Below are 21,507 nucleotides of genomic sequence, written 5' to 3'. Positions count from 1 at the left end.
AAACACCAGGAACCAGCTCGTGACCACGATCACCCCGGACCCCGGGAACCAAGGCGCCCACAGGCCCTCACTTCGCTCCGGAGCGGGTGCGCCCGGTACGCTCACCGCCGTGCCACACGCTGATCAGTCCCCCATCACCCAGAAGGGCCAACCCGTGACATATCCGGGACTGCCCCGGCCGACGACGCTTCCCGCCACACCCCTCGCGGAGCTCGCCGGCCAGCTGGGTGCCACCGCGCCGGAGACCGCCGCCGAGGTCACGGGGATCACCCACGACTCGCGCGCGGTCCGCCCCGGTGACCTGTACGCCGCCCTCCCGGGCGCCCGGCTGCACGGTGCCGACTTCGTCACCCAGGCCGCGAGCCTGGGCGCCGTCGCCGTGCTCACCGACCCCACGGGCGCCGAGCGCGCCGCCGCGTCCGGGCTGCCCGTCCTGGTGGTCGAGGACCCGCGCGGCCGGATGGGAGAGCTGGCGGCCACGATCTACCACCACCCGGGCCGCGACCTGCTCCAGATCGGCATCACCGGCACCTCCGGCAAGACCACCACCGCCTACCTGGTGGAAGGCGGCCTGAAGACGGCCCGTTCGACGGGCCTCATCGGCACCGTCGAGATCCGCATCGGCGACGAGCGCATCAAGTCCGAGCGCACCACGCCGGAAGCCACCGACCTCCAGGCCCTGTTCGCCGTCATGCGCGAAGAGGGCGTCGAGGCGGTCGCCATGGAGGTCTCCAGCCACGCCCTGGTCCTCGGCCGGGTCGACGGCTGCGTCTTCGACATCGCCGTCTTCACCAACCTCAGCCCGGAGCACATGGAGTTCCACTCCGGCATGGAGGACTACTTCCAGGCCAAGGCGCAGCTGTTCACGCCCGAACGCAGCAGGCTGGGCGTGGTCAACGCCGACGACGAGTACGGCCGCCGGCTCGCGAGGGAGGCGACCGTGCCGGTCGTCACCTTCTCCGCCGAGGGCCACCCCGACGCCGACTGGCGCGCCCAGGACGTCCAGGTCGGCCCCATGGACTCGACGTTCACCGTCCTCGGCCCGAACGGCGAGCGCGTGCACGCCAAGTCGCCGCTTCCGGGCCCCTTCAACGTGGCGAACACCCTCGCCGCCGTCGTCGCCCTCGCCGCGGCCGGTCTCGACCCGCAGGCCGCCGCCGACGGCATCGCCGCCGTCCCGGGCGTCCCGGGCCGCCTGGAGCGCGTCGACGCCGGACAGCCCTACCTCGCGGTGGTCGACTACGCCCACAAGACGGACGCCGTCGAGTCGGTGCTCAAGGCGCTGCGCAAGGTCACCAAGGGCCGGCTGCACGTCGTCCTCGGCTGCGGCGGCGACCGCGACCAGACCAAGCGCGCCCCGATGGGCGCCGCCGTGGCCCGGCTCGCCGACACGGCCGTACTGACCTCCGACAACCCCCGCTCCGAGGACCCCCTCGCGATCCTCGCGGCCATGCTCCAGGGCGCGGCCTCCGTGCCCGCGCACGAGCGCGGCGAGGTCCTCCTCTTCGAGGACCGGGCCGCCGCCGTCGCCGCCGCCGTGGGCCGCGCCCAGGCCGGCGACACCGTGCTGGTCGCCGGCAAGGGCCACGAGCAGGGCCAGGACATCGCCGGCGTGGTCCGTCCCTTCGACGACCGCCAGGTGCTCCGCCAAGCCATCCAGAAGACCCAGGGATGAAAATCCAGAAGACCCAGGGGATGAACTTGTGATCGCCCTCTCCCTCGCCGAGATCGCAGCAGTCGTCGGCGGGCAGACGCACGACATACCGGATCCGTCCGTACAGATCACGGGACCGGTCGTCCGGGACTCCCGCGAGGTGGTGCCCGGCAGCCTGTTCGCCGCCTTCGTCGGCGAGCGCGTGGACGGGCACGACTACGCCCGCGCGGTGACCGAGGCCGGCGCGGTCGCCGTGCTGGCCTCCCGCCCGGTCGGCGTTCCCGCGATCGTCGTCGAGGACGTCCAGACGGCCCTCGGCGCCCTCGCCCGGCACGTCGTACGCCGGCTCGGCGCGACCCTCGTCGCCCTGACCGGCTCGGCCGGCAAGACCAGCACCAAGGACCTCATCGCCCAGGTGCTCCGGCGCAAGGCGCCGACGGTGTTCACGCCCGGCTCGCTCAACAACGAGATCGGGCTGCCGCTGACCGCCCTGTCCGCCACCGAGGAAACCCGGTTCCTCGTGCTGGAGATGGGCGCCCGGGGCATCGGGCACATCCGCTACCTCACCGGCCTCACCCCGCCGAGGATCGGCCTGGTGCTCAACGTCGGCAGCGCCCACATCGGCGAGTTCGGCGGACGTGAGCAGATCGCCCAGGCCAAGGGCGAACTCGTGGAGGCGCTCCCGGCGGCCGAGGAGGGCGGCGTGGCGGTCCTCAACGCCGACGACCCCCTGGTGCGCGCCATGGCCTCCCGTACCAAGGCGAAGGTGGTCCTTTTCGGAGAGTCGGCCGAAGCGGACGTACGGGCCGAGAACGTACGACTCACGGACAGCGGACAGCCCTCCTTCAGGCTTCACACACCCTCCGGTGCAAGTGATCTGACGATGCGCCTGTACGGTGAGCACCACGTGTCGAACGCGCTCGCCGCGGCCGCCGTCGCCCATGAGCTGGGCATGTCCGCGGAAGAGATCGCCACCGCGCTCTCCGAGGCGGGCTCCCTCTCCCGCTGGCGCATGGAGGTCACCGAGCGCCCGGACGGCGTGACCATCGTCAACGACGCCTACAACGCCAACCCCGAGTCCATGCGGGCCGCCCTCAGGGCGCTCGCGGCCATGGGCAAGGGGCGCCGCACGTGGGCGGTGCTCGGCAAGATGGCCGAGCTGGGGGACGAGGCGCTCGCCGAGCACGACGCCGTCGGACGGCTCGCCGTCCGGCTCAACGTCAGCAAGCTCGTCGCCGTCGGGGGGATTGAGGCCTCCTGGCTGCAATTGGGCGCATATAACGAGGGTTCGTGGGGTGAGGAGTCGGTGCACGTGTCCGACGCACAGGCGGCGATCGACCTGTTGCGCAGCGAGTTGCGCCCGGGGGACGTCGTGCTCGTGAAGGCGTCCCGTTCGGTGGGTCTGGAGAGCGTCGCCCAGGCGCTCGCCGAGACCGGTGCCGAGGGTGAGGTTGCCGCCCGATGATGAAGCAGATCCTGTTCTCAGGAGTCATTGGCCTCTTCCTGACGCTGGTCGGCACCCCGCTGCTGATCAAGCTCCTCGCCCGCAAGGGCTACGGCCAGTACATCCGTGACGACGGCCCGCGCGAGCACGCCAGCAAGCGCGGTACGCCGACCATGGGCGGTATCGCCTTCATCCTGGCGACGATCGCCGCGTACTTCCTGAGCAAGCTCATCACCGGTTACCCGCCCACCTACTCCGGGCTGCTGGTCCTCGGCCTGATGGCCGGCATGGGCCTGGTCGGCTTCCTCGACGACTACATCAAGATCGTCAAGCGGCGCTCGCTGGGCCTGCGGGCCAAGGCGAAGATGGCCGGCCAGCTGATCGTCGGCATCGCCTTCGCCGTGCTGTCGCTCCAGTTCTCCGACGCCCGCGGCAACACCCCGGCCTCCACCAAGCTGTCGTTCATCACCGACTTCGGCTGGTCCATCGGCCCGGTGCTGTTCGTCGTCTGGGCGCTGTTCATGATCCTCGCGATGTCGAACGGCGTGAACCTCACCGACGGCCTGGACGGTCTGGCCACCGGCGCCTCCGTGCTCGTCTTCGGCGCCTACACCTTCATCGGCGTCTGGCAGTTCCAGGAGTCCTGCGCCAACGCGGGCACCCTGACGAACCCCGGCGCCTGCTACGAGGTGCGCGACCCGCTGGACCTGGCCGTGGTCGCCTCCGCGCTGATGGGTGCCTGCCTCGGCTTCCTGTGGTGGAACACCTCGCCGGCGAAGATCTTCATGGGCGACACCGGCTCGCTCGCCCTCGGCGGTGTCCTCACGGGCCTGGCCATCCTCTCCCGCACGGAGCTGCTGGTGGCCATCATGGGCGGCCTGTTCGTCCTCATCACCATGTCGGTCGTCATCCAGGTCGGCTCCTTCCGGCTCACCGGCAAGCGCGTCTTCCGGATGGCACCGCTCCAGCACCACTTCGAACTCAAGGGCTGGTCCGAGGTCCTGGTGGTGGTCCGGTTCTGGATCATCCAGGGCATCTGTGTGATCGTCGGACTGGGCCTCTTCTACGCGGGATGGGCAGCGGACAAGTGACCTCCTCGGTGCCTTCTGGGCCTTCCGACTTCCAGGGCAAGCACGTCACCGTCGCCGGGCTCGGCGTCTCCGGCGTCCCGGCGGCCAAAGCGCTGCACGCGCGCGGGGCGATCGTCACGGTCGTCAACGACGGCGACGACGCACGCGCGCGGGAGCAGGCCGCGGAGCTGGAGGCGCTCGGCGTCACCGTGCGCCTCGGCGACGGCGAGACCCTGCCGGAGGGCACCGAGCTGATCGTCACCGCGCCCGGCTGGAAGCCGGACAAGCCGCTGTTCCTCGCCGCCGGCCGGGCCGGTGTGCCGGTCTGGGGCGACGTGGAGCTGGCCTGGCGGCTGCGCGGCCCGGACGCGGCCCCGTGGCTGGCCGTGACGGGCACCAACGGCAAGACCACGACCGTCCAGATGCTCGCCTCCATCCTGACGGCGGCGGGCCTGCGCACGGCCGCCGTGGGCAACATCGGCGTCTCCCTGCTGGACGCCGTCCTCGGCGAGGAGCGGTACGACGTCCTCGCCGTGGAGCTGTCCAGCTACCAGCTCCACTGGGCGCCCTCGCTGCGGGCGCACTCCGCGGTCGTCCTCAACCTCGCGCCGGACCACCTGGACTGGCACGGCTCCATGGAGGCGTACGCGCGCGACAAGGGCCGCGTCTACGAGGGCAACAAGGTCGCCTGCGTCTACAACGTCGCCGACAAGGCCACCGAGGACCTCGTGCGCGAGGCCGACGTCGAAGAGGGCTGCCGTGCCGTCGGGTTCACGCTCGGCACGCCCGGGCCCTCCCAACTCGGCGTCGTGGACGGCATCCTGGTCGACCGGGCCTTCGTGGAGAACCGGCACGAGAACGCGCAGGAGCTGGCCGAGGTCTCCGACGTCAACCCGCCCGCGCCGCACAACATCGCCAACGCGCTCGCCGCCGCCGCCCTCGCGCGCGCCTTCGGCGTGCCCGCGAGCGCCGTACGGGACGGTCTGCGGGCCTTCCGCCCGGACGCCCACCGCATCTCGCACGTCGCCGACATCGACGGGGTCGCGTACGTGGACGACTCCAAGGCGACCAACACGCATGCCGCGGAAGCCTCTTTGGCGTCCTACGAACCGATCGTATGGATCGCGGGCGGTCTGGCGAAGGGCGCGGCCTTCGACGAGCTGGTCGCCAAGTCGGCGAAGCGGCTTCGCGGTGCCGTCCTGATCGGTGCCGATCGGGCCCTGATCCGGGACGCCCTCGCGCGACACGCGCCGGAAGTACCCGTGGTCGACCTCGAACGGACCGACACTGGGGCGATGCTCCAGGCGGTGACGGAGGCGAGGCGACTGGCTCGGCCCGGCGACACGGTGCTGCTGGCCCCGGCCTGCGCCTCCATGGACATGTTCACCAACTACAACCAGCGCGGCGACGCGTTCGCGGCGGCGGTCCGCGAACTCGGCGCCTGACCCCGGCCGCCTGCCGGGCGGATCTTGGGAGGGACGCGTGGGACGGTCGACGTTCAGCGGAGGCGCCGATGCCCAGTAGCCGCACCGGCCGGCCACCCGTGCAGCGGGCGTCCCGGCGCCCGCGTTCCGCCGTCCTGCGGCCCCCGCGCGAGAACCCCGTGCAACGGCTCTGCACGCGCGCGCGCAAGGCCTGGGACCGGCCGCTGACCGCCTACTACCTGATCGTCGGCGGCAGTGTGCTGATCACCGTGCTCGGCCTGGTGATGGTCTACTCGGCCTCCCAGATCACCGCGCTCCAGCTGTCGCTGCCCGGGTCGTACTTCTTCCGCAAGCAGTTCCTCGCCGCGCTGATCGGCGGCGCACTGTTGTTCGCCGCCTCCCGCATGCCGGTGAAGCTGCACCGGGCGCTGGCCTACCCGATCCTCGCCGGCGCCGTCTTCCTGATGGCCCTGGTACAGGTGCCCGGGATAGGGATGGCGGTCAACGGCAACCAGAACTGGATCTCCCTCGGCGGCTCCTTCCAGATCCAGCCCAGCGAGTTCGGCAAGCTCGCCCTGGTGCTGTGGGGGGCGGACCTGATCGCCCGCAAGCAGGAGAGGAAGCTGCTGACCCAGTGGAAGCACATGCTGGTGCCGCTGGTCCCGGTCGCGTTCCTGCTGCTCGGGCTGATCATGCTCGGCGGCGACATGGGCACCGCGATCATCCTCACGGCGATCCTCTTCGGCCTGCTCTGGCTGGCGGGGGCGCCGACCCGGCTGTTCGCGGGCGTGCTGTCCGTCGCCGCCCTGATCGGTGTGACGCTCATCAAGACGAGCCCCAACCGGATGGCCCGCCTCGCCTGCATCGGCGCCACCGAGCCCAAGGCCGGGGTCGCCGACTGCTGGCAGGCCGTGCACGGCATCTACGCCCTGGCCTCCGGCGGACTCTTCGGCTCCGGACTCGGCGCGAGTGTGGAAAAATGGGGCCAACTCCCGGAGGCCCACACCGACTTCATCTTCGCCGTCACCGGTGAGGAACTGGGTCTGGCGGGGACGCTGTCGGTGCTCGCCCTGTTCGCGGCTCTAGGCTATGCGGGTATCCGCGTGGCCGGACGCACGGAGGACCCCTTCGTGAGGTATGCCGCGGGAGGCGTGACCACCTGGATCACCGCCCAGGCGGTGATCAACATCGGTGCGGTGCTCGGTCTGCTGCCGATCGCCGGTGTCCCCCTCCCGCTGTTCTCCTACGGAGGGTCCGCCCTGCTGCCGACCATGTTCGCCATCGGGCTGCTGATCGCCTTCGCGCGCGACGAGCCCGCTGCGCGGGCGGCGCTTGCGATGCGGCAACCTCGCTTTGGTAGAAAGCGGGCGGGAGACCCAGGGCCCGTCAAAAGGCCGACCGGGGCTCCTCGGAGATGGAACACGATGCGACGGCGTGCCTCGGCGGCGCGTTCGTCCGGAGAGCGGTGAATTTCGGTGCATGTCGTACTCGCCGGTGGGGGGACCGCCGGCCACATCGAGCCCGCGCTCGCCCTCGCGGACGCCCTGCGCAGGCAGGACCCGACCGTGGGGATCACGGCCCTGGGCACGGAGCGCGGCCTGGAGACCCGGCTCGTCCCGGAGCGCGGTTACGAGCTCGCGCTGATCCCGGCGGTGCCCCTGCCGCGCAAGCCCACCCCCGAGCTGATCACCGTCCCGGGGCGGCTGCGCGGCACGATCAAGGCCGCCGAGCAGATCCTGGAGCGCACCAAGGCGGACTGCGTGGTCGGCTTCGGCGGCTACGTCGCCCTGCCGGGCTATCTGGCCGCCAAGCGCCTCGGCGTGCCCATCGTGATCCACGAGGCCAACGCCCGGCCGGGCCTGGCCAACAAGATCGGTTCGCGGTACGCGGCCCGGGTCGCCGTCTCCACCCCGGACAGCAAGCTGCGTGACGCCCGCTACATCGGCATCCCGCTGCGCCGCTCCATCGCCACGCTGGACCGCGCCGCCGTCCGGCCCGAGGCCCGCCACCGCTTCGGCCTCGACCCCAACCTGCCCACGCTGCTCGTCTCCGGCGGCTCGCAGGGCGCCCGGCGGCTGAACGAGGTGACGCAGGCGGTCGCCCCGTGGCTCCAGCAGGCCGGCATCCAGATCCTGCACGCGGTCGGCCCGAAGAACGAACTGCCGCAGGTGCACCAGATGCCGGGGATGCCCCCCTACATCCCGGTAAGTTACCTGGACCGGATGGACCTCGCGTACGCCGCGGCCGACATGATGCTCTGCCGCGCGGGCGCGATGACCGTCGCCGAACTCTCCGCCGTCGGACTCCCGGCCGCCTACGTCCCGCTGCCCATCGGCAACGGCGAACAGCGGCTCAACGCCCAGCCGGTGGTCAAGGCCGGCGGCGGGCTCCTCGTCGACGACGCGGAGCTGACGCCCGAGTGGGTGCAGCAGAACGTGCTGCCCGTGCTCGCCGACCCGCACCGGCTGTACGAGATGTCCCGCGCGGCGAGCGAGTTCGGCCGCCGGGACGCCGACGACCTGCTCGTCGGCATGGTGTACGAGGCGATCGCCTCGCGCCGGTAGGACCGTATGACGAAAGGGCAGTGAGCAGCGTGGCCGGACCCTCCACCGCCGAGCGCGGAGAACGCCAGCAGGAGTCGTCCGGCCCGCCGCCCGCCCACGGGCCGGCACGGCGGCGCCTTCGCGCGATCGTCGCCCTGGCCGCCCTCCTCGTGCTCCTCGGGGGCGGTTCCGCCTGGGTGCTGTACGGCTCCACGTGGCTGCGCGTCGAGCACGTCTCGGTGTCGGGCACGCGCGTGCTGACCCCGGCCGAGGTGCGCGAGGCGGCGGCCGTGCCCGTCGGAAAACCGATGATTTCCGCCGACACGGATGCCATCGAAGCCCGACTTCGCCGGAAATTGCCCCGAATTGACACCGTAGAGGTGGTTCGTTCCTGGCCGCATGGAATCGGCCTGAAAGTGATCGAGCGCACTCCGGTCCTGCTCATCCGAAAGGGCGGGAAGTTCGTCGAAGTCGACGACGACGGTGTCCGCTTCGCCACGGTCGCGCGGGCGCCGGACGGCGTTCCGATGCTGGAACTGTCCGCGTCCCGGACGGGTCCCGGCGCCGCCAGCTTCCGGCGTTTCGGCACCGACCGGCTGCTGCGCGAGGCGGTCCGGACCGCGGGGGACCTGCCGGCCGCGGTGGCGAGGGCCACCCGGACCGTCCACGTGCGCACCTACGACGACATCACGCTGGAGCTGGCCGGCGGGCGCACCGTCGAGTGGGGCAGCGGCGAGCAGGGCCGCGCCAAGGCACGGGCCCTCACGGCTCTCATGAAAGCATCCCCCGGCGCGCGGCACTTCGACGTGAGTGTGCCCACCGCCCCTGCGTCATCGGGGAGTTGACGCACATCCGCGCAGGCCAGCACCCTGGTTGGGCACCGCTACGGCTGATCACATAGGGTGAAAAGAAAAACGGGAGGTTCGGCGTGTTCGTTGAACGGGCGCCACTTGTCGACTTAGTGTCCTGTTCAGAAGACTCCAGGGAACAGACACACTGGTAACCCTAAACTTCAGGGTTAGGGTTCGGGTCGGCGCTACGGACCGTCCCATTCGGCATCCGTCGTCCCGGCGCGGGGCACCGCACGGCGGCGACAACGTAATTCGAGGCGAGAGGCCTTCGACGTGGCAGCACCGCAGAACTACCTCGCAGTCATCAAGGTCATCGGTGTCGGCGGCGGTGGTGTCAATGCCATCAACCGGATGATCGAGGTCGGTCTCAAGGGCGTCGAGTTCATCGCCATCAACACCGACGCACAGGCGCTGTTGATGAGCGACGCCGACGTCAAGCTCGACGTCGGCCGCGAACTCACCCGCGGACTCGGCGCCGGAGCCAACCCGGCCGTCGGCCGCAAGGCCGCCGAGGACCACCGCGAGGAGATCGAGGAGGTCCTCAAGGGGGCCGACATGGTCTTCGTGACGGCCGGTGAAGGCGGCGGCACCGGCACCGGCGGCGCGCCCGTCGTGGCCAACATCGCACGCTCGCTGGGCGCCCTCACCATCGGTGTGGTCACCCGCCCGTTCACCTTCGAGGGACGGCGCCGCGCGAACCAGGCCGAGGACGGCATCGCCGAGCTCCGCGAAGAGGTCGACACCCTCATCGTCATCCCGAACGACCGGCTGCTGTCCATCTCGGACCGCCAGGTCTCGGTCCTGGACGCCTTCAAGTCCGCCGACCAGGTCCTGCTCTCCGGTGTTCAGGGCATCACCGACCTCATCACCACCCCCGGTCTGATCAACCTCGACTTCGCCGACGTCAAGTCGGTCATGTCCGAGGCCGGTTCCGCCCTCATGGGCATCGGCTCGGCCCGCGGCGACGACCGCGCGGTGGCCGCGGCCGAGATGGCGATCTCCTCGCCGCTGCTGGAGGCGTCCATCGACGGCGCCCGTGGCGTGCTGCTCTCCATCTCCGGCGGCTCCGACCTCGGCCTGTTCGAGATCAACGAGGCCGCCCAGCTGGTCAGCGAGGCAGCCCACCCCGAGGCCAACATCATCTTCGGCGCGGTCATCGACGACGCCCTCGGCGACGAGGTGCGGGTCACCGTGATCGCGGCCGGCTTTGACGGCGGCCAGCCGCCCGCCCGCCGGGACAACGTCCTCGGTGCGGCCTCCGGACCGGCCCCCGCCCGCCGCGAGGAGCCCGCTCCGGCCCGGCCGAGCGAGCCGAGCCGTCCGTCCTTCGGCTCGCTGGGCAGCGTCAAGCCCAAGGAGGAGCCGGAGCCGGCGCCCGAGCCGGTGACGGAGATCCCGGTCGCCCCGCCGGTGACGCCGGCGCCCCGGACCTACTCGGACAGCGCGGCCGAGGAACTGGACGTCCCGGACTTCCTCAAGTGATAGGACAGCGCGAGAGCGTGAGCGGCGCGCACTTCGCCTTCACCGACCGGTGGGGCGGGGTGAGCGCCGCTCCGTATGAGGAGCTGAACCTCGGCGGCGCGGTCGGTGACGCGCCCGAGGCGGTCCGGGGCAACCGGGAGCTGGCGGCCAAGTCGCTCGGCCTGGACCCCGGCCGGGTCGTCTGGATGAACCAGGTGCACGGCGCCGACGTCGCCGTGGTGGACGAGCCGTGGGGCGAGCAGCCGGTGCCGGAGGTCGACGCGATCGTCACCGCCCGGCGCGGACTGGCCCTCGCCGTCCTCACCGCCGACTGCGTGCCGGTGCTGCTGGCCGACCCCGGGGCCGGGATCGTCGCCGCGGCCCACGCCGGCCGGCCCGGCATGGTCAAGGGGGTCGTCCCCGCCGCCGTACGCGCCATGGTCGGACTCGGTGCCGAGGCGCGCCGGATCGTCGCCCGCACCGGCCCGTACGTGTGCGGCCGGTGCTACGAGGTGCCGGAGGCCATGCGCGCCGAGGCGGCCGCCGTCGAGCCGGCGGCGCACGCCGAAACGAGCTGGGGCACGCCGGCGCTCGACGTGAGCGCCGGGGTGCACGCGCAGCTCGACCGGCTCGGGGTGTGCGACCGGGCGCAGGCGCCGGTGTGCACGCTGGAGTCGGACGACCACTTCTCGTACCGCCGCGACCGCACCACCGGGCGGCTCGCGGGCTATGTCTGGCTGGACTGATGGGGCATGACGGACCGTAAGACCGAACTCGCCGCGAATCTGGCGAAGGTGGAGGAGCGCATCGCCGCCGCGTGCGCGGCGGCCGGGCGGGCGCGGGAGGAGGTGACCCTGATCGTGGTCACCAAGACCTACCCGGCGAGCGATGTGCGGATCCTGTCGGAACTCGGGGTGCGCCATGTCGCCGAGAACCGTGACCAGGACGCGGCCCCCAAGGCCGCCGCCTGTGCGGATCTGGAACTGGAGTGGCACTTTGTCGGTCAGTTGCAGACCAACAAGGTGCGTTCCGTGGTCGGTTACGCCGATGTCGTGCAGTCCGTCGACCGTTCCCGGCTCGTCACCGCGCTGTCGAAGGAGGCGGTGCGGGCGGAGCGCGAGGTCGGATGCCTCATCCAGGTCGCGTTCGACGCCGGTGCGAGCGGCAGGGGCGACCGCGGTGGCGTGGCCCCGGCAGGAATCGAAGAGTTGGCCGACCTCGTCGCCGGGGCGCCCGGACTGCGGCTCGACGGGCTGATGACCGTCGCTCCGCTCACCGGGGAGTACGCGGGGCGCGAACAGGCGGCGTTCGAGCGCCTGGTGGTTTTGTCGACTGACCTGCGCCGCGCCCATCCGACTGCAACCATGGTGTCGGCAGGGATGAGCGCGGACCTCGAACAGGCCGTGGCCGCCGGGGCGACACATGTGCGCGTCGGCACCGCGGTACTCGGAGTCCGCCCCAGGCTCGGGTAACGTCGCCAGGAAGTCGGACCACAGCAGAAAATATGGTCAGTGCGCGCCAAGGCGGGCACAACGACCACGTGGATCGCGGGCACTTGGCAGTCGTCAGTCGATCCACCACAGAGCGGAGGACTCAGAGCATGGCCGGCGCGATGCGCAAGATGGCGGTCTACCTCGGCCTCGTGGAGGACGATGGGTACGATGGCCGCGGATTCGACCCCGACGACGACTTCGAGCCCGAATTGGACCCGGAGCCCGAGCGAGACCACCGACGGCACGAGCCGTCGCACCAGTCGCACGGTGCACACCAGTCCCAAAGGGACGAAGAGGTGCGAATCGCACAACCGCCCGCGCCTCGCGAACCGGTGGCCCGTCCGACTTCGCTCGCCGCGGAATCCGGACGCCCGGCGCGGATCGCGCCCGTGGCATCCATCACACAAGAACGTCAGTCCCTGGAGAAGAACGCGCCGGTGATCATGCCCAAGGTCGTGTCGGAACGAGAGCCTTACCGGATCACCACGCTTCACCCGCGGACCTACAACGAGGCCCGTACCATCGGGGAACACTTCCGTGAGGGCACCCCGGTGATCATGAATCTGACTGAGATGGATGACACAGACGCCAAGCGACTTGTCGACTTTGCGGCCGGTTTGGTGTTTGGTCTTCACGGCAGCATCGAGCGGGTGACGCAGAAGGTGTTCCTGTTGTCTCCTGCTAACGTCGATGTCACGGCGGAGGACAAGGCCCGCATCGCAGAGGGCGGGTTCTTCAACCAGAGCTGAGACGTACGGCCGGATCGAAGCACGGAAGAGCACGGAACAGGGGAGAGGGAACCACAGGCCATGAGCGTGTTCGCGCAGGTGATCTACATCGCGCTGATGGTGTTCCTCGTCGTGCTCATCTTCCGGCTGGTCATGGACTACGTTTTCCAGTTCGCCCGCTCGTGGCAACCCGGCAAGGCGATGGTGGTCGTACTGGAGGCCACCTACACTGTCACCGATCCACCGCTGAAGCTTCTGCGGCGGTTCATCCCGCCGCTGCGTCTCGGGGGCGTGGCGCTCGACCTGTCCTTCTTCGTACTGATGATCATCGTCTACATTCTCATCTCCGTCGCGGGGAGCTTCGTGAGATGAGGATGAGGACGATCCGGTCTTGCCGACTGCCGATGACTACGTTGAGGTGAAGAGATGCCGTTGACCCCCGAGGACGTGCGGAACAAGCAGTTCACGACCGTCCGCCTCCGAGAAGGCTATGACGAGGACGAGGTCGATGCCTTCCTCGACGAGGTCGAAGCCGAACTGACCCGTCTGCTCCGCGAGAACGAGGACCTGCGCGCCAAGCTGGCCGCGGCCACCCGTGCCGCCGCGCAGAACCAGCAGAACGCGCGCAAGCCCCCGGAGCAGGACCAGCAGCAACACCAGCAGCAACACCAGCAGCACCCGCAGCACCAGCAGCAGCAGGGCATGCGAGGTCCCGGCGCTCCCGTGCCCGCCGGGATATCGGGCCCGCCGCAGCAGCAGATGGGTGGCCCCATGGGTGGTCCGCCCCAGCTGCCGAGCGGTGCCCCGCAGCTGCCCGCCGGCCCCGGCGGTCAGGGCGGCCCGCAGGGTCCCGGCCCGATGGGCCAGGGTCCGATGGGTCAGGGCCCGATGGGCGGTCAGCCGCCCATGCAGCAGCAGATGGGCGGCCCGATGGGCGGTCCCATGGGTGGCCCCATGGGCGGTCCGATGGGCGGCCCCGGTCAGGGCCCCGGTGGCGACAGCGCCGCCCGTGTCCTCTCGCTGGCCCAGCAGACCGCCGACCAGGCGATCGCCGAGGCCCGCTCCGAGGCCAACAAGATCGTCGGCGAGGCCCGCAGCCGCGCCGAGGGTCTGGAGCGTGACGCCCGTGCCAAGGCCGACGCCCTGGAGCGGGACGCGCAGGAGAAGCACCGCGTCGCCATGGGCTCCCTGGAGTCCGCCCGCGCCACGCTGGAGCGCAAGGTCGAGGACCTGCGCGGCTTCGAGCGCGAGTACCGCACGCGCCTGAAGTCGTACCTGGAGTCGCAGCTGCGTCAGCTGGAGACCCAGGCCGACGACTCGCTGGCCCCGCCGCGCACCCCGGCCACCGCGTCCCTGCCGCCGTCCCCGGCGCCCTCCATGGCCCCGGCCGGCGCCGGCGCCCCGTCCTACGGCGGCAACCAGACGATGGGGGGCAACCCCTCGCCGTCCGGCCCGTCCTACGGCGGCCAGCAGCAGATGACCCCGGCCATGACCCAGCCCATGGCTCCGGTCCGCCCGCAGGGCCCGTCCCCGATGGGTCAGGCTCCCTCGCCGATGCGTGGGTTCCTGATCGACGAGGACGACAACTGAGCACCGGCCAGCAGCACGACAACGGCGTCGGCAGCGTCTGATAGGGCGGGCCCCCCGGACTTCGGTCCCGGGGGCCCGCCCTTTTTACGCGGGTTGCGTGGCGAGACGGCCCATGAAGGAGGGGCCCGGCCTCCCCGAGGGAGCCGGGCCCTTCGCGCACCGCTGGGCGCTTACGCCTTGCGCAGCCGGAACGTGAGGGACAGCCCCTCGTCGGTGAACGGCTCACCGAAGCTGTCGTCGGCCTCGCCCTGCCCGAAGTCGGTCGACAGCACCTCGTCGGCGATCAGCCCCGCGTGCTCGGCGAGGGCCGCCATCACGGCCGGGTCCGTGGAGGTCCAGCGCAGCGCGATCCGGTCGGCGACATCCAGGCCGCTGTTCTTGCGGGCCTCCTGGATCAGCCGGATCGCGTCACGGGCCAGGCCCGCCTGCCGCAGCTCCTCGGTGATCTCCAGGTCCAGCGCCACCGTGGCACCGGAGTCGGAGGCCACCGACCAGCCCTCGCGCGGGGTCTCGGTGATGATCACCTCGTCCGGAGCCAGGCTGACCGTCTCCCCGTCGAGTTCCACGGAGGCCGTGCCCTCGCGCAGGGCGAGGGACAGCGCGGCGGCGTCGGCGGCGGCGATCGCCTTCGCCACGTCCTGCACCCGCTTGCCGAACCGCTTGCCGAGCGCCCGGAAGTTGGCCTTCGCGGTCGTGTCGACCAGGCTGCCGCCGACCTCGCTGAGCGACGCCAGTCCCTCGACGTTCAGCTCCTCCGTGATCTGCGTGTGCAGCTGAGGGTCCAGTGCCTCGAACCCGGTCGCGGCGATCAGCGCCCGGGACAGCGGCTGACGCGTCTTGACACCGGACTCCGCGCGCGTGGCGCGGCCCAGCTCGACCAGCCGGCGGACCAGGACCATCTGCTTCGACAGCTCCGGGTCGATCGCCGACAGGTCCGCCTCCGGCCAGGTGGCCAGGTGCACGGACTCCGGCGCGCCCGGGGTGACCGGAACGACCAGGTCCTGCCACACCCGTTCGGTGATGAACGGGGTGATCGGCGCCATCAGCTTGGTGACCGTCTCCAGCACCTCGTGCAGCGTGCGCAGCGCGGCCTTGTCGCCCTGCCAGAAGCGGCGGCGGGAACGGCGGACGTACCAGTTCGACAGGTCGTCGACGAACGCGGACAGCAGCTTGCCGGCGCGCTGGGTGTCGTACGCCTCCAGCGCCTGCGTCACCTGGTCGGTGAGCGCGTGCAGCTCGGACAGCAGCCAGCGGTCCAGCACCGGGCGCTCGGCCGGCGCCGGGTCCGCCGCGGACGGCGCCCAGTTCGACGTACGGGCGTACAGGGCCTGGAAGGCGACCGTGTTCCAGTAGGTCAGCAACGTCTTGCGGACGACCTCCTGGATGGTGCCGTGGCCCACCCGGCGCGCGGCCCACGGCGAGCCGCCGGCCGCCATGAACCAGCGCACCGCGTCCGCGCCGTGCTGGTCCATGAGCGGGATCGGCTGCAGGATGTTGCCCAGGTGCTTGGACATCTTGCGGCCGTCCTCGGCCAGGATGTGGCCCAGGCAGACGACGTTCTCGTACGACGACTTGTCGAAGACGAGGGTGCCGACGGCCATCAGCGTGTAGAACCAGCCGCGGGTCTGGTCGATCGCCTCGGAGATGAACTGCGCCGGGTACCGGCTCTCGAACAGCTCCTTGTTCTTGTAGGGGTAGCCCCACTGCGCGAACGGCATCGAGCCCGAGTCGTACCAGGCGTCGATGACCTCCGGCACGCGCGTGGCCGTCGCGCCGCAGCCCTCCTGGGGGCAGGCGAAGGTGACCTCGTCGATGTACGGGCGGTGCGGGTCGAGGCCCGACTGGTCGGTGCCGGTCAGCTCGCTCAGCTCGGTGAGGGAGCCGACGCAGGTGAGGTGGTCCTCCCCGCAGCGCCAGATCGGCAGCGGGGTGCCCCAGTAGCGGTTTCGGGACAGTGCCCAGTCGATGTTGTTGTCCAGCCAGTCGCCGTACCGGCCGTGCTTGACCGTCTCCGGGAACCAGTTGGTCTTCTCGTTCTCCTGGATGAGCCGGTCCTTGACGGCCGTCGTGCGGATGTACCAGGAGGGCTGCGCGTAGTAGAGCAGCGCGGTGTGGCAGCGCCAGCAGTGCGGGTAGCTGTGTTCGTAGGGCAGGTGCTTGAAGAGCAGACCGCGCTGGTTCAGGTCGTCGGTGAGCTTTTCGTCCGCCTTCTTGAAGAAGACGCCGCCGACCAGCGGGACGTCCTCCTCGAAGGTGCCGTCCGGGCGGACCGGGTTGACGACCGGCAGGCCGTAGGAGCGGCAGACCTTGAGGTCGTCCTCACCGAAGGCCGGGGACTGGTGCACCAGACCCGTGCCGTCGTCGGTGGTGACGTACTCGGCGTTCACGACGAAGTGCGCCGGGGCCGGGAACTCCACCAGCTCGAAGGGGCGTTGGTACGTCCAGCGCTCCATCTCGGCGCCGGTGAAGGTCTGGCCCGTGGTCTCCCAGCCCTCGCCGAGCGCCTTGGCGACGAGGGGCTCGGCGACGACGAGCTTCTCCTCGCCGTCGGTGGCGACCACGTAGGTCACCTCCGGGTGCGCGGCGACCGCCGTGTTGGACACCAGGGTCCAGGGGGTCGTCGTCCACACCAGGAGCGCGGCCTGGCCGGCGAGCGGACCGGAGGTGAGCGGGAAACGGACGTACACCGACGGGTCGACGACCGTCTCGTACCCCTGCGCCAGCTCGTGGTCGGACAGGCCGGTGCCGCAGCGCGGGCACCAGGGGGCGACCCGGTAGTCCTGGGTGAGGAGCCCCTTGTCGAAGATCTGCTTCAGCGACCACCACACCGACTGCACGTAGTCGGGGTCCATGGTCCGGTAGGCGTCGTCCAGGTCGACCCAGTAGCCCATGCGGGTCGTCAGCTCGGCGAACGCGTCGGTGTGCCGGGTCACGGACTCGCGGCACCTGGCGTTGAACTCGGCGATGCCGTACGCCTCGATGTCCGGCTTGCCGGAGAAGCCCAGCTCCTTCTCGACGGCCAGCTCGACGGGCAGTCCGTGGCAGTCCCAGCCCGCCTTGCGGGCCACGTGGTAGCCGCGCATGGTGCGGAAGCGGGGGAAGACGTCCTTGAAGACGCGGGCCTCGATGTGGTGGGCGCCGGGCATGCCGTTCGCGGTGGGCGGGCCCTCGTAGAACACCCATTCCGGGCGGCCCTCGGACTGCTCCAGGCTCTTGGCGAAGATCTTCTGCTCGCGCCAGAAGTCGAGCACGGCGTGCTCAAGAGCGGGCAGGTCGACCTGTGCGGGCACCTGGCGGTACGTCGGCGCTGTCATCTGCGAGCATCCTCCAACGGACTTGCTGCCTTCCGTCGGAGGGACGAGAGCCTTCGTTCCTGTCTACGCCGTGTGCGGCGCGCTCCCGCGGTACCACCCTCCTTGGCCCCCCGCCACGCCGTACGCGCCGGTGAGCCCCCTCATTGGGGTCGCGAAGCCGGTTCTACTCGCCGCCGCCCTGCGGCTGCGGCTTTCTTCCGGCGGCTCCGGGGTGATCTTCACGTCGCGCTCGCCCCCGGGCTCACACCGTCCCCGGGTCGCTCTGGGCTGCCTACGCCGCTACTCGTCCCCATCCACGCTTCTCGCTCCGCCCAGTGTACGGCGCCGCGCGGACAGCGGCGGACCGGTTTTCCGGGCGGCGCGGGCGCGGGCCCTGCGAGCGGGCCGCATGACCCGAATGGCGAGGGGCGTGGGCGCCGGGGCCGGTGCGGGCGCGGTCCGGCGGATTACCCGGCGGGGAGCTGGGCACAACGGATGCATGCCCGTGGCTCGGGGGGTGCGGGCGGGCGAATCGGGCGGTGTGCCCCGTTGCCGCGGGACTCAAGTCGATTTATCGTCCCAGCACGATTCGCGAGCAAGATCACAATATGTGAAGGGGCCGCGGCCATGGTGGCGAAGAAGACCGCCGTACAGCAGCCGGCGACCGGGAAGACCGGCGCGAGGTCTGCCACCGAGAAGACGGCCCCGGGCAGGACGGCCGCCGCCAAGACTGCCGCCGTTGACGCGGTGGACGCCAAGGCGGTGGACGCCAGGACGGTGGACACCAAGGCGGTCGTCGGGAGGAGATCCGCCGCTGCGGGGAAGGCTGCGAAGAAGGCGGCTGAGAAGAGGACGCCTGAGAAGAAGGCCGCTCAGAAGAAGGCCGCCGAGAAGAGGGCGGCTGTGAAGGACGCGGCGGCCGGGAAGCCGGCCGTGGCGGAGAAGGCCGCGCTGAGGAAGACGGCCACGAAGCGGCCGGCCGCCCACCGGACGGCCGCGGCGGAGAAGTCCGCGGTGAAGGAAGCGGCGGGCAAGAAGGCCGTCGCCAAGAAGGCCGCCCCCGGGAAGGCCGCTGCCGACAAGGCGGCGGTGAAGGAGGCGGCCGCCACGAGCACGACCAAGGACGCGGGCGCGGCGCGGGCCGCGAAGCAGACGGGAGCCACGACAGTGGTTGCGAAGAAGACTCCTGGCACGGCCACGGCGGAACAGACCGCCGTTCCCAAGGCGAGGCTCGGCGCGGTGGAGCCCGGCGAACTGGCGGTACGCCCCGGCGAGGACCCCTGGACCGCGGAGGAGGTCGACGGGGCGCGCGCGGAGCTGCAGTCCGAGATGGAGCGGCTGCGGGAGGAGATCAGCTCGTCCGAGGCGTCCCTGGTCGGCCTGATGCGGGACTCCGGGGACGGCGCCGGCGACGACCAGGCCGACACCGGCACCAAGAACATCACGCGCGAGCACGAGCTGGCGCTGGCCGCCAACGCGCGCGAGATGCTGGTCCAGACCGAGCGCGCCCTGGAACGGCTCGACGCGGGCACCTACGGCGTGTGCGAGAACTGCGGCAACCCCATCGGGAAGGCCCGGATGCAGGCGTTCCCCAGGGCCACGCTGTGCGTGGAGTGCAAGCAGAAGCAGGAACGCCGCTCCTGAGCGCGAGGGGCCGTGGGGACGTGCCGTAGTCTCGTCCTCAGTCAGGCACCTAGGTTGAGGGACTCACGTGGCAGAGGCGGAGCGGATCATCGGTACGCCGGACACCCCGGACGACGGCGGCGAGCACAAGGCGGCGGCCGGGGCGCCCGTCGGCACCGGCGCGGTCGGCGCGGACGGGCAGGGGGCCACGGCGGCGCGGACCGGCCGCGGGCGCCGGATCGCCGTGCTGTTCGCGGTGGCCGCGTTCGCGTACGCCCTCGACCTGGTCAGCAAGATGCTCGTCGTGTCCCGTCTGGAGGGGCACACGCCCATCCAGGTCGTCGGGGACCTGCTGGAGCTGCACGCGATCCGCAACCCGGGTGCCGCCTTCGGGTTCGGCGCGGCCTTCACGGTGATCTTCACGCTGATCGCCGCGGCCGTGATCGTCGTGATCATCCGCCTGGCCCGCAAGCTGTACAGCTTCCCCTGGGCCGTCGCGCTCGGCCTGCTGCTCGGCGGCGCGCTCGGCAACCTCACCGACCGGATCTTCCGGGCGCCGGGCGTCTTCGAGGGCGAGGTGGTCGACTTCATCGCGCCCAAGGGCTTCGCCGTGTTCAACCTCGCGGACTCGGCCATCGTGTGCGGCGGCATCCTGATCGTGCTGCTGTCCTTCCGCGGCCTGGACCCCGACGGCACGGTCCACAAGGACTGATCCCGGCCCTCCCGGGTTTTCCACAGGCTCGTGCGGAGCCGTCCGGCCCGTCCGGCATACTCGACGGGTGAGCACGATTCCCGAGATCCGTACCCTGCCCGTGCCCGACGGCCTGGAGGGCGAGCGCGTCGACGCCGCCATCTCCCGCATGTTCGGCTTCTCCCGCACGAAGGCGGCGGAGCTGGCCGCGGCCGGCAAGGTCCAGGTCGACGGCGCGGTGGTCGGCAAGTCCGAGCGGGTGCGCGGCGGCGCCTGGCTCGAGGTCGAGATGCCGCAGGCGCCCGCGCCGGTGCAGGTGGTCGCCGAGCCGGTCGAGGGCATGGAGATCGTGCACGACGACGATGACGTGGTCGTGATCGTCAAGCCGGTCGGCGTGGCCGCGCACCCGTCGCCGGGCTGGTCCGGCCCCACCGTCATCGGCGGTCTCGCCGCCGCCGGGTACCGGATCTCCACGTCCGGCGCCGCCGAGCGCCAGGGCATCGTGCACCGCCTGGACGTCGGCACGTCGGGCCTGATGGTGGTCGCCAAGTCGGAGCGGGCGTACACGTCGCTCAAGCGCCAGTTCAAGGAGCGCACGGTCGACAAGCGCTACCACACCCTGGTCCAGGGCCACCCGGACCCGACGAGCGGCACCATCGACGCCCCGATCGGCCGCCACCCGAACCACGACTACAAGTGGGCGGTCACGGCCGACGGCAAGCCCTCGGTGACCCACTACGACCTCATCGAGGCCTTCCGCGCCGCCTCCCTGCTGGACGTCAAGCTGGAGACGGGCCGCACCCACCAGATCCGCGTCCACATGGCCGCCCACCGCCACCCGTGCGTCGGCGACCTCACCTACGGCGCCGACCCCACCCTCGCCAAGCGGCTGCGCCTGACCCGCCAGTGGCTGCACGCCGTCCGCCTCGGCTTCGAGCACCCCGGCGACGGCTCGTGGGTCGAGTTCGTGAGCGACTACCCCGAGGACCTCCAGAAGGCCCTCGACCAGGTCCGGGAGGAGACATGGGCGTGAGCCCCGCGTACACCGTCCGGGTCGCCGAGGACCCCGCCGACCGCGAGGCCTGCTTCGCGGTCCGCAAGGAGGTGTTCGTGGCCGAGCAGGGCGTGGCCGAGGACATCGAGTACGACGCCTACGACGCCGTGGCCGTGCACGTGCTGGCGGTCCGCGACGACGGGGTGCCGCTGGGCACCGGGCGCCTGCTGCACGGTGAGGCGGCGGCCGCGAAGACCGGCGGGGACCCGGCGGTGGGCTCCCTGGGCCGGCTCGCCGTCTCCCGGGAGGCCCGTGGGCTCGGCGTCGGCGCGGCCCTGGTGCGCGCCATCGAGGACGCGGCCCGCGCGCGTGGCCTCACGGCGGTGGACCTGCACGCGCAGACCCACGCCCTGGGTTTCTACGAGCGGCTCGGCTACGAGGCGTACGGCCCGGAGTTCCCGGACGCGGGCATACCGCACCGGGCGATGCGCCGGACCCTGTAGCCGGCGGAGCCACTGGGGCTGAGGGGCCGGGGAGCCGCTGCCGGCCGCACGGTCCCGCGGCGGGGCGCCCGGGCGCCAAGGCGTCGGTACGCCGGGTCGCGGGCGTCGTGGCAGGCTTGAGGTCTGCCGTGTGATCGTCGACTCC

18 protein-coding genes are annotated in these 21,507 nt (G+C 71.3%); 17 read left to right on the top strand and 1 reads right to left on the bottom strand.

Annotation, left to right across the window (positions count from 1 at the left end; genetic code table 11):
* Positions 1–19: 19 nt before the first annotated feature.
* From ACZ5DC_RS22935 to ACZ5DC_RS22875, 13 genes are all read left to right on the top strand, one after another.
* Positions 20–1,675: a UDP-N-acetylmuramoyl-L-alanyl-D-glutamate--2,6-diaminopimelate ligase gene (locus ACZ5DC_RS22935; RefSeq protein WP_468655421.1), complete on the top strand. Its 1,656-nt coding sequence runs from the start codon at positions 20–22 to the stop codon at positions 1,673–1,675.
* A 28-nt stretch (positions 1,676–1,703) separates the two neighbouring features.
* Positions 1,704–3,119 (top strand): UDP-N-acetylmuramoyl-tripeptide--D-alanyl-D-alanine ligase, encoded by a 1,416-nt coding sequence (locus ACZ5DC_RS22930; protein ID WP_468655419.1) that lies wholly within the window; start codon positions 1,704–1,706, stop codon positions 3,117–3,119.
* Positions 3,119–4,189: a phospho-N-acetylmuramoyl-pentapeptide-transferase gene (gene mraY / locus ACZ5DC_RS22925; RefSeq protein ID WP_366751504.1), complete on the top strand. Its 1,071-nt coding sequence runs from the start codon at positions 3,119–3,121 to the stop codon at positions 4,187–4,189. The genes ACZ5DC_RS22930 and mraY overlap by 1 nt, the downstream gene beginning before the upstream one ends.
* A complete protein-coding gene (gene murD, locus ACZ5DC_RS22920; RefSeq protein WP_468655417.1) occupies positions 4,171–5,613 on the top strand; it encodes a UDP-N-acetylmuramoyl-L-alanine--D-glutamate ligase in 1,443 nt (480 codons plus the stop codon). The genes mraY and murD overlap by 19 nt, the downstream gene beginning before the upstream one ends.
* A 68-nt stretch (positions 5,614–5,681) precedes the next feature.
* On the top strand, positions 5,682–7,061 hold the full coding sequence (ftsW, locus tag ACZ5DC_RS22915) for a putative lipid II flippase FtsW (RefSeq protein ID WP_468655415.1): 1,380 nt from the start codon (positions 5,682–5,684) through the stop codon (positions 7,059–7,061).
* Between the two features lie 6 nt (positions 7,062–7,067).
* Positions 7,068–8,156, top strand: a complete 1,089-nt coding sequence (murG, locus tag ACZ5DC_RS22910; protein ID WP_171157169.1) for an undecaprenyldiphospho-muramoylpentapeptide beta-N-acetylglucosaminyltransferase — start codon at positions 7,068–7,070, stop codon at positions 8,154–8,156.
* Between the two features lie 29 nt (positions 8,157–8,185).
* Positions 8,186–8,980 carry a cell division protein FtsQ/DivIB gene (locus ACZ5DC_RS22905; RefSeq protein ID WP_468655413.1) on the top strand — a complete coding sequence of 265 codons (795 nt, stop codon included), beginning with the start codon at positions 8,186–8,188 and terminating at the stop codon, positions 8,978–8,980.
* Positions 8,981–9,259: 279 nt separating this feature from the next.
* On the top strand, positions 9,260–10,468 hold the full coding sequence (ftsZ, locus tag ACZ5DC_RS22900) for a cell division protein FtsZ (protein ID WP_225809222.1): 1,209 nt from the start codon (positions 9,260–9,262) through the stop codon (positions 10,466–10,468).
* Positions 10,465–11,193: a peptidoglycan editing factor PgeF gene (gene pgeF, locus ACZ5DC_RS22895; RefSeq protein ID WP_468655411.1), complete on the top strand. Its 729-nt coding sequence runs from the start codon at positions 10,465–10,467 to the stop codon at positions 11,191–11,193. Before ftsZ ends, pgeF begins: the two co-directional genes overlap by 4 nt.
* A 6-nt stretch (positions 11,194–11,199) precedes the next feature.
* Positions 11,200–11,919: a YggS family pyridoxal phosphate-dependent enzyme gene (locus tag ACZ5DC_RS22890; RefSeq protein WP_468655409.1), complete on the top strand. Its 720-nt coding sequence runs from the start codon at positions 11,200–11,202 to the stop codon at positions 11,917–11,919.
* 128 nt (positions 11,920–12,047) lie between these two features.
* Positions 12,048–12,689, top strand: coding sequence for a cell division protein SepF (locus ACZ5DC_RS22885; RefSeq protein ID WP_468655407.1), 642 nt, complete (start codon positions 12,048–12,050; stop codon positions 12,687–12,689).
* A 60-nt stretch (positions 12,690–12,749) separates the two neighbouring features.
* Positions 12,750–13,040: a YggT family protein gene (locus ACZ5DC_RS22880; protein ID WP_030347861.1), complete on the top strand. Its 291-nt coding sequence runs from the start codon at positions 12,750–12,752 to the stop codon at positions 13,038–13,040.
* A 54-nt stretch (positions 13,041–13,094) separates the two neighbouring features.
* Positions 13,095–14,258, top strand: coding sequence for a DivIVA domain-containing protein (locus ACZ5DC_RS22875; protein ID WP_468655405.1), 1,164 nt, complete (start codon positions 13,095–13,097; stop codon positions 14,256–14,258).
* Between the two features lie 170 nt (positions 14,259–14,428).
* On the opposite strand, the gene ileS is transcribed toward ACZ5DC_RS22875, so the two are convergent.
* Entirely contained in the window at positions 14,429–17,572 is a 3,144-nt protein-coding gene (gene ileS, locus ACZ5DC_RS22870) for an isoleucine--tRNA ligase (RefSeq protein ID WP_468655403.1), read from the bottom strand.
* A gap of 606 nt (positions 17,573–18,178) precedes the next feature.
* On the opposite strand from ileS, the gene ACZ5DC_RS22865 reads away from it, so the two are divergent.
* From ACZ5DC_RS22865 to ACZ5DC_RS22850, 4 genes are all read left to right on the top strand, one after another.
* Positions 18,179–19,195 (top strand): TraR/DksA family transcriptional regulator, encoded by a 1,017-nt coding sequence (locus tag ACZ5DC_RS22865; RefSeq protein ID WP_468655401.1) that lies wholly within the window; start codon positions 18,179–18,181, stop codon positions 19,193–19,195.
* A gap of 67 nt (positions 19,196–19,262) precedes the next feature.
* Positions 19,263–19,886, top strand: coding sequence for a signal peptidase II (gene lspA / locus ACZ5DC_RS22860; protein ID WP_468655399.1), 624 nt, complete (start codon positions 19,263–19,265; stop codon positions 19,884–19,886).
* A gap of 67 nt (positions 19,887–19,953) precedes the next feature.
* Positions 19,954–20,898 carry an RluA family pseudouridine synthase gene (locus ACZ5DC_RS22855; RefSeq protein ID WP_468655397.1) on the top strand — a complete coding sequence of 315 codons (945 nt, stop codon included), beginning with the start codon at positions 19,954–19,956 and terminating at the stop codon, positions 20,896–20,898.
* Positions 20,889–21,362, top strand: a complete 474-nt coding sequence (locus ACZ5DC_RS22850) for a GNAT family N-acetyltransferase (RefSeq protein ID WP_468655395.1) — start codon at positions 20,889–20,891, stop codon at positions 21,360–21,362. Before ACZ5DC_RS22855 ends, ACZ5DC_RS22850 begins: the two co-directional genes overlap by 10 nt.
* The last annotated feature ends 145 nt before the right edge of the window (positions 21,363–21,507 follow it).

Source organism: Streptomyces sp. NPDC031445, assembly GCF_055581365.1.
The sequence above is the reverse complement of the archived record's forward strand: the minus strand, read 5'-3'. Positions and strand labels throughout refer to the sequence as shown.